Below are 7113 nucleotides of genomic sequence, written 5' to 3' on the forward strand. Positions count from 1 at the left end.
GGGCTCAGACCCCGGCAGGCCTCTCGGCCACCGTGCGACCGGCGCGGCCACCGTCGCCCTCCCCGGCTGCCGGCGTCGACCAGACCCGCGCCCCGGCGCCGAGCGCGAGGGCTGTCACGGCGACCACGACTGCGGCCGGGACCGGCAGCGCCCCGACGCCGCCGCCCGCCACGACCCACGACGCCAGGGCCGCCCCGACGGCGATGCCGCCGTTGAACACCACCGGGATCAGCGCCGCCGCCGTCGCGCGCCGCTCGGGGCCACCGAGGCGCAGGATCAGCGTCTGGGCCAGGGGCGGCAGCGCACCCGACGACACGCCCCACACCACGACGACGGCCACGCCGAGGGCGGGGTGCACGTCCACCACGGCGAGCCCGAGCAGGGCGAGCGCGGTCCCGCCGGCGGCGAGGGCGAGCACCGGCGCGGTCCGGGCGCCGAACCGGCCGGCGAGGACCACCCCCAGCGCGGACGCGAGGCCGAACACCAGGAGCAGCGCGCTCACGCCGCCCGGCAGCGCGGCGGCCGGCACCTCGACGATGCGGGTCACGTACGTGTACGCGCCGTAGTGCCCCACCAGCAGCACGCCGACGACCGCCGTCACCGCGATCATCGGCCCGGGCCCCCCGGCGGGCGCCGGGTCCGCGCCGCCCGGGACCGCTCGCACACCGGCGCCCGCCCCGGGCGCCCGCGCGACGACGAGCCGCACGAGGACCGCGACCACCAGCGTCAGCAGCGCGAGACCGGCGAACGCCGCCCGCCAGCCCACCGCACGGGTCACGAGGCTGGCGAGCGGCGTGCCGAGCACCATGCCCAGGGTGGCGCCGCCCAGCACCACGGCGATCGAGCGGGCGAGCAGCCGGTCGGGCACCAGGTCGGCGACGTGCGCGTTCGCGGTCGCCCACAGGAGGCCGACGGCGGCCGCGCCCACCAGCCGCGCCCCCACGGCGACGCCGTACGTGGGCGCCAGCGCCGTGGCGAGGGAGGACGCGGCCAGGACGCCGAGCGCGACCGTGATCACGGCACGCCGGTCCGTGCCGGCGACGAGCCGTACGAGCGGGAAGCTCGCCACCACCACGGTGGCGGCCCACACGGACACGAGGAGCCCTGTGCGCGACTCGTCCACCCCGAGCCCGGCGCTCATCTGCGGCAGCACGGCGGTCGGCAGCATCTCGGCCGTGACCATGGCGAACGTGGCCGCGCCGAGGACGAGGAGCGAGATCCACGGGAGCCTGTCGGACGGGGCGGGGGTCGGGCGCGGTGTCGTCATGCGACCGACGCTAGAGTTTGACATTGATGTCAACGTCAAGCGTGACCCCGGTCACCTCGGGAGGAGCACGATGAAGATCGGCGAGCTCGCGCGTCGCGCGGGAGTGGCACCGCGCCTCGTGCGCTACTACGAGCAGCAGGGCCTGCTCGTGGCCGACCGCGCGGCGAACGGGTACCGCACCTACTCCGACGACGACGTCGAGCGCGTGTCCAGGGTGGCCGGGATGGTGCGCGCCGGCATCCCCACGCGCCTGATCAAGGTCCTGCTCGACATGGAGGAGGCGAGCGCCGCCGAGGCGCCGACCTGTCCCCGCACGGTGGCGGAGATGCTCGCCGGCGAGCTCGTGGGCATCGAGGACAAGATCGCCTGCCTCACCCGCAGCCGCGACACGATCCGTGACGTCCTCCTCCGCACCGAGCAGGCCGCGCTCCTGTCGGAGGCCGCGGCCACCTCGCCCGCCGGCCGGTGACGGACGCGACGAGGGCCGCCGACTCGTCGTCGGCGGCCCTCGTGGCGTCGGTCCTGGTGCGGCGGCGGGATCACTCGACCCCGAGCAGCACCTCGATCGCGCGGGCGAAGAAGCGGTCCACAGGGCCTTCCGCGTAGCCGTCCGAACCCTTGGCCCGGCCGAACGTCGCGGAACGGATCTCCCCGGAGGACAGCGGCTCCTGCCGGTCGAAGTACGCGACGAGCCGGTCGCACAGCGCGTCGACGTCGTCGGGGTCGTAGCCCTGCTCGCCGCGCTCGGCCGGGGCGAACTTCTCGCCGTCGGGCCGGCCCAGGCGCCCGTACATCGTGCGCGCGCGGTCCGCCAGCGCGGCCATCCAGGCCTCCTGACCGTGCGCCGCCACGTACTCGGCGCGCTGCCGGGCGATGAACGCCGCCTCGAGCCGGTCCAGCGCCGCGTCGACCTCGTGCGTGTCGTAGCCGCCGCGCACCAGGTCGAACGTCGACACCTGGATGTCGGCGTGCGTCAGCGGCTCCGCGGTACGTCCCTCGTACGCCTGCCGGGCGTGGTCGAAGAAGTCCTCGACCTCGTCCCGCTCGTACCCGGTGCGCATCGCGGACACCGTGCTGAACAGTGCGCTCACTCGTCCTCCTCGGCCGCCAGCTGCCCGCAGGCGCCGTCGATGTCGCTCCCGCGGGTGTCACGGATCGTGGTGGGGATGCCGTGCCCGCGCAAGCGTGCCACAAACTCGTCCTCGACGGCACGCTCGCTCGCGGTCCAGATCGAGCCGGGCGTGGGGTTCAGCGGGATGGGGTTGACGTGCACCCAGCCGCGCCCGCGGGCGTTGAGCTTCTCCCCCAGCAGGTCGGCGCGCCAGCCGTGGTCGTTCATGTCCTTGATCAGCGCGTACTCGATCGACACGCGCCGGCCCGTCACCTCGAAGTAGCGCCGGGCGGCGTCGAGCGCCTCGTCCACGCTCCACCGGGTGTTGATCGGCACGAGCTCGCTGCGCAGGTCGTCGTCCGGGGCGTGCAGGCTGAGGGCGAGCGTCACCGGGATCTCGAGCTTCGTGAGCTTCTCGATCGCGGGCACCAGCCCCACGGTCGAGACGGTGATGTTCCGCGCCGACATGCCGAAGCCCTCGGGCTGCGGCGCGACCAGCGCGCGCACCGTCTCGAAGACGGCTCTCGGGTTGGCCAGCGGCTCGCCCATGCCCATGAAGACGAGGTTGTTGAGTCGCGTGGGTCCGCCGGGGATCTCGCCCTCCGCGAGCGACCGGTTCGCCGCGCGCACCTGCTCGAGGATCTCCGCCGTCGACAGGTTCCGCGTGAGCCCGAGCTGGCCCGTGGCGCAGAAGGGGCACGCCATGCCGCAGCCCGCCTGCGAGGACACGCACAACGTGGTGCGGTGCGGGTAGCGCATGAGCACCGACTCGACCTTGGCGTCGTCGAAGAGGTGCCACAGCGTCTTGACGGTCGTGCCGCCGTCGGCCTCGAGGCGCCGGGTGGGGCGGATGAGCTGAGGGAACATCGTGGTCGCGATGGCCTCGCGCGTCTTCGCGGGCAGGTCGGTCATCTGCTCCGGGTCGGACGTGTAGTGCTGGAAGTAGTGCGTCGCGAGCTGCTTGGCCCGGAACGGCTTCTCCCCCATCTCCTCCATCGACGCGACGCGCTCGGCCGGCGTGAGGTCGGCGAAGTGCTTCGGCGGCTTGCCCCGGCGACGCGGCGCCATCTGCAGGGGCATCGGCGCGGTCTCGTCGCCGGGCCGGACCGCGGGGATCCCGAGGTCGGCGCCGGACGTCGCGGGACGGGCGGTGGTGGGGGGCATGACGGTTCCTTACAGGGCGCCGGGCGGCGCCATGGTGAGCACGAGGTACACGAACGGGGCGGTGACGACCAGCGAGTCGAGGCGGTCCAGCACGCCCCCGTGACCCGGGAGCAGCGAACCCATGTCCTTCAATTCTAGGTCCCGCTTGATGAGCGACTCGGCGAGGTCGCCCACGGTGGCCGTGATCGCGGTGAGCACGCCGAGCACGATGCCGAGCACCGGGCTCGCGTCGAGGGCGAGCACCGCGCCCGCGACGCCGACGGCCGTGGCCAGGACGAGCGAACCCGCCAGGCCCTCCCAGGTCTTCTTCGGGCTCACGGTGGGTGCCAGCGGGTGGCGGCCCATCGTCACACCGGCGATGTACCCGCCGGTGTCGTTCGCCACGGCCAGGAGGATGAACAGGGCTACCCGGAGCTCGCCGTCCGGCTGCGCGAGCAGCAGCATGACGAAGCCCGCCAGGAACGGCACGTAGGTGGCCGCGAAGACCGCGGCCGCGCAGTCGCGCAGCGCCTGCGGCCCGGGGCCGTCCAGCACCCGCCAGACGACGACGGCGCCGACGGTCAGCACGTACGCGACGAGCAGCGCCTCAGGCCCCGCCGTGTAGGCCGAGACCACCATGCCCGCGCCGCCCACGAGCAGCGGCAGGATCGGCAGGTGGATGTCCCGGCGGGCGAACGCCTGACGGAGCTCCCACAGCGCGGCGCCGACCGCGACCGCGGCGACGGCCACGAACGGCTCCGGCCGGAACCACAGGGACGCCGCGACGCCGACGAGCAGCAGGACGCCGACCGTGATGGCCACGGGCAGGTTGCGGCCGGCGCGCGACGACGTCGGGCCGGCCGCCCCGCCGGTGGCCGGATCGAGCGGGGACGCGTCCTCGCCCGGTTCGAGGGGATGGGTCACCATCAGACCTCGAGCAGCTCGCTCTCCTTGCCGGCGAGCAGCACGTCGATCGCGTCGACGTGCTTCTTCGTCAGCGACTCGAGCTCCTTCTCCGCCCGGGTGACCTCGTCCTCGCCGGCCTCGCCGTCCTTGACGATGCGGTCCAGCTCCTCCTTGGCCTTGCGGCGGACGTTGCGCACGGAGATGCGGGCGTCCTCCGCTTTCGTCTTGGCCATCTTCACGTAGTCGCGGCGACGCTCCTCCGTGAGGGCGGGCATGACGATGCGGATCGCGTTGCCGTCGTTCGACGGGTTGACGCCCAGGTCGGACTCGCGGAGCGCCTTCTCGATGGTCGTCATAGAGCTCTTGTCGAACGGGGTGATGAGCACCGTGCGCGCGTCCGGGATGTTGAACGACGCGAGCTGCTGCAGGGGCGTCGGGGCGCCGTAGTAGTCCACGGTGATCTTCGAGAACATGCCCGAGTTGGCGCGGCCCGTGCGGATCCCCGCGAACTCCTCCTTGGCGACCTCGATCGCCCTGTCCATCTTCTCCTCGGCCTCGAGGAGGGTGTCGTCGATCACCGGTGCTCCATTCTCGTCGTCGTGCGTCGTCGTGCTGCTGAAGTGTCCTACGGCTGGTGCGGCGTCAGTGGGTGGTGACCAGCGTGCCAATCTTCTCGCCCAGCAGCGCGCGGGTCACGTTACCCGGCTCCTCGAGGCCGAAGACGCGCATCCGCACGTCGTTGTCGCGGCACAGGGACAGCGCGGTGGCGTCCATCACGTTCAGGCCGCGCACCAGGGCGTCGGTGTAGGTGAGGTGCTCGAGGCGCTCGGCGTCCGGGTCCGTGCGCGGGTCCGCCGAGTAGACGGCGTCCACGCCGTTCTTGCCCATGAGGACCTCGTCGCAGTGCGTCTCCAGGGCACGCTGGACCGACACGGTGTCGGTGGAGAAGTACGGCATGCCGGCGCCCGCGCCGAAGATGACGACGCGCCCCTTCTCCAGGTGCCGGATCGCGCGCAGCGGGATGTACGGCTCGGCGACCTGTCCCATGGTGATCGCGGTCTGCACCCGCGTCTTGACGCCGTCCTGCTCGAGGAAGTCCTGCAGCGCGAGGCAGTTCATCACCGTGCCGAGCATCCCCATGTAGTCGGCGCGCGCCCGGTCCAGGCCCGCCCGGGAGAGCTCGGCGCCGCGGAAGAAGTTGCCGCCGCCCGAGACGATCGCGACCTGCACGCCCTGCCGGACCGCGTCGCCGATCTCCTGGGCGATGCGCCGCACGACGTCGGTCGCGAGGCCCACGCTGCCGCCCCCGAAGGTCTCGCCGGAGAGCTTGAGGAGCACGCGGCGCGCGGGTGCGGCCTCGCCCGTCGCCTCGTCCGTCGTGGTCGTCGGCTCGGTCTGGTTGGTCTCGGTCACGTGCGTCACCGTCGCTCTCTGGTCTGTTCCGCATGCCCTGCGGCATGTTCCGCGTCCGCCGGCCGTCGCGCTCGACGGACCGGCAGGTCGGGCGGGTGTGCGCCCGGTGGTTCTGTGTCACCCTCCGCGCATCCTGGCACCGGACGGCGGCTCCCGCCCCGTCAGCGGACGGGCGCGGGCGGGTACGCGAAGGCCCGACCGCACCGCGCACGGTGCGGTCGGGCCTGAGCGCTGGGAGGCGTCAGCTGCCGACGCGGAAGCGGACGAAGCCGAGCAGGGCGCCGCCGGTGGTGGCGACGTGCTTGGCGACGGTCGTCTTCGTGTCCTTGGCCAGCGGCTGGTCCACGAGGACGGCGTCCTTGAAGAAGCCGTTGAGGCGACCCTCGACGATCTTCGGGAGCGCGGCCTCGGGCTTGCCCTCGGCGATCGAGACCTCGCGCGCGATCTCGCGCTCCTTCTCGACGACGTCCGCGGGGACGTCCTCGCGGGACAGGAACCGGGGCGCCAGCGCGGCGATGTGCTGCGCGACGTCCTTGGCGACCGGCTCTGCGGCGTCGTCGGTGGCGACGAGCACGCCGATCGACGGCGGCAGGTCCTTGGCCGTCTTGTGCAGGTAGGTCGTCACCTTGGGGGCCTCGAGGCGGGCCACGCGACGCAGCACGACCTTCTCCCCCATCGTGGCGCCCTGGGCGGCGATCGTGTCCGCCACGGTGCCCTCGGCGGCCGGGGCGGCGAGGCCGGACTCGGCGTCCGTGGCACCCGCGGCGGCGACGGCCTCGAGGACCGCGTCGGCGAGCGCGATGAACTTCTCGTTCTTGACGACGAAGTCCGTCTCGGCGTCGAGCTCGATCATCGTGGCGACCTGGCCGGCCGCGGAGTCGGCGACCTTGACGGCCACGAGGCCCTCGGTGGTCGCGTTGCCCTCGCGCTTGGCGGCGCGGGCCAGACCCTTCTTGCGGATGATCTCGATCGCCTGGTCGGTGTTGCCGTCGGCCTCGTCGAGCGCCTTCTTGACGTCGAGCATGCCGGCACCGGTGCGCTCGCGCAGCGCCTTGATGTCAGCGGCGGTGTAGTTCGCCATGGATGTCCTCCGTGCTGGTTCGAGGTCCGCCCGGACCCGGTCGGGGTGCCGGGCGGAGTGGGTCGTGCGGCGGTCCGCGGGGCGGGGCCCCCACGGGGTCCCGCCCCCGCCGGCGCCACCGCGCCTGTAGGCCGGGCGGAGCGCCCCCGCGGGCCGGGGCGGCCCAGCGGGGGGGGGCGGCACGGGCCCCGC

At 73.5% G+C, this 7113-nt stretch carries 8 protein-coding genes; 1 reads left to right on the plus strand and 7 read right to left on the minus strand.

The features are described 5' to 3' along the window. Positions 1 to 4: 4 nt before the first annotated feature. The gene (locus tag ACFQ8T_RS13800; RefSeq protein ID WP_430547096.1) at positions 5 to 1267 is read right to left on the minus strand and encodes an MFS transporter; all 1263 of its coding nucleotides are present in this window, start codon (positions 1265 to 1267) and stop codon (positions 5 to 7) included. Positions 1268 to 1337: 70 nt separating this feature from the next. On the opposite strand from ACFQ8T_RS13800, the gene ACFQ8T_RS13805 reads away from it, so the two are divergent. Further along, positions 1338 to 1736: a MerR family transcriptional regulator gene (locus tag ACFQ8T_RS13805; protein WP_430547097.1), complete on the plus strand. Its 399-nt coding sequence runs from the start codon at positions 1338 to 1340 to the stop codon at positions 1734 to 1736. A gap of 70 nt (positions 1737 to 1806) precedes the next feature. On the opposite strand, the gene ACFQ8T_RS13810 is transcribed toward ACFQ8T_RS13805, so the two are convergent. From ACFQ8T_RS13810 to tsf, 6 genes are all read right to left on the minus strand, one after another. Beyond that, complete coding sequence (locus ACFQ8T_RS13810) at positions 1807 to 2358, minus strand: DivIVA domain-containing protein (protein WP_430547098.1); 552 nt, start codon at positions 2356 to 2358, stop codon at positions 1807 to 1809. Then, positions 2355 to 3446 carry a 23S rRNA (adenine(2503)-C(2))-methyltransferase RlmN gene (rlmN, locus tag ACFQ8T_RS13815; RefSeq protein ID WP_430547193.1) on the minus strand — a complete coding sequence of 364 codons (1092 nt, stop codon included), beginning with the start codon at positions 3444 to 3446 and terminating at the stop codon, positions 2355 to 2357. The genes ACFQ8T_RS13810 and rlmN overlap by 4 nt, the downstream gene beginning before the upstream one ends. Before the next feature lie 105 nt (positions 3447 to 3551). Further along, positions 3552 to 4349: a phosphatidate cytidylyltransferase gene (locus tag ACFQ8T_RS13820; protein WP_430547194.1), complete on the minus strand. Its 798-nt coding sequence runs from the start codon at positions 4347 to 4349 to the stop codon at positions 3552 to 3554. Positions 4350 to 4447: 98 nt separating this feature from the next. After that, on the minus strand, positions 4448 to 5005 hold the full coding sequence (gene frr / locus ACFQ8T_RS13825; RefSeq protein ID WP_430547099.1) for a ribosome recycling factor: 558 nt from the start codon (positions 5003 to 5005) through the stop codon (positions 4448 to 4450). Positions 5006 to 5069: 64 nt separating this feature from the next. Continuing rightward, a complete protein-coding gene (gene pyrH, locus ACFQ8T_RS13830; RefSeq protein ID WP_430547100.1) occupies positions 5070 to 5840 on the minus strand; it encodes a UMP kinase in 771 nt (256 codons plus the stop codon). A gap of 241 nt (positions 5841 to 6081) precedes the next feature. Then, positions 6082 to 6921 carry a translation elongation factor Ts gene (tsf, locus tag ACFQ8T_RS13835; RefSeq protein ID WP_429762280.1) on the minus strand — a complete coding sequence of 280 codons (840 nt, stop codon included), beginning with the start codon at positions 6919 to 6921 and terminating at the stop codon, positions 6082 to 6084. Between the last annotated feature and the right edge of the window lie 192 nt (positions 6922 to 7113).

The organism is Isoptericola sp. NPDC056618, assembly GCF_042792715.1.
In the GTDB taxonomy this organism is placed as follows: domain Bacteria; phylum Actinomycetota; class Actinomycetes; order Actinomycetales; family Cellulomonadaceae; genus Isoptericola; species Isoptericola nanjingensis.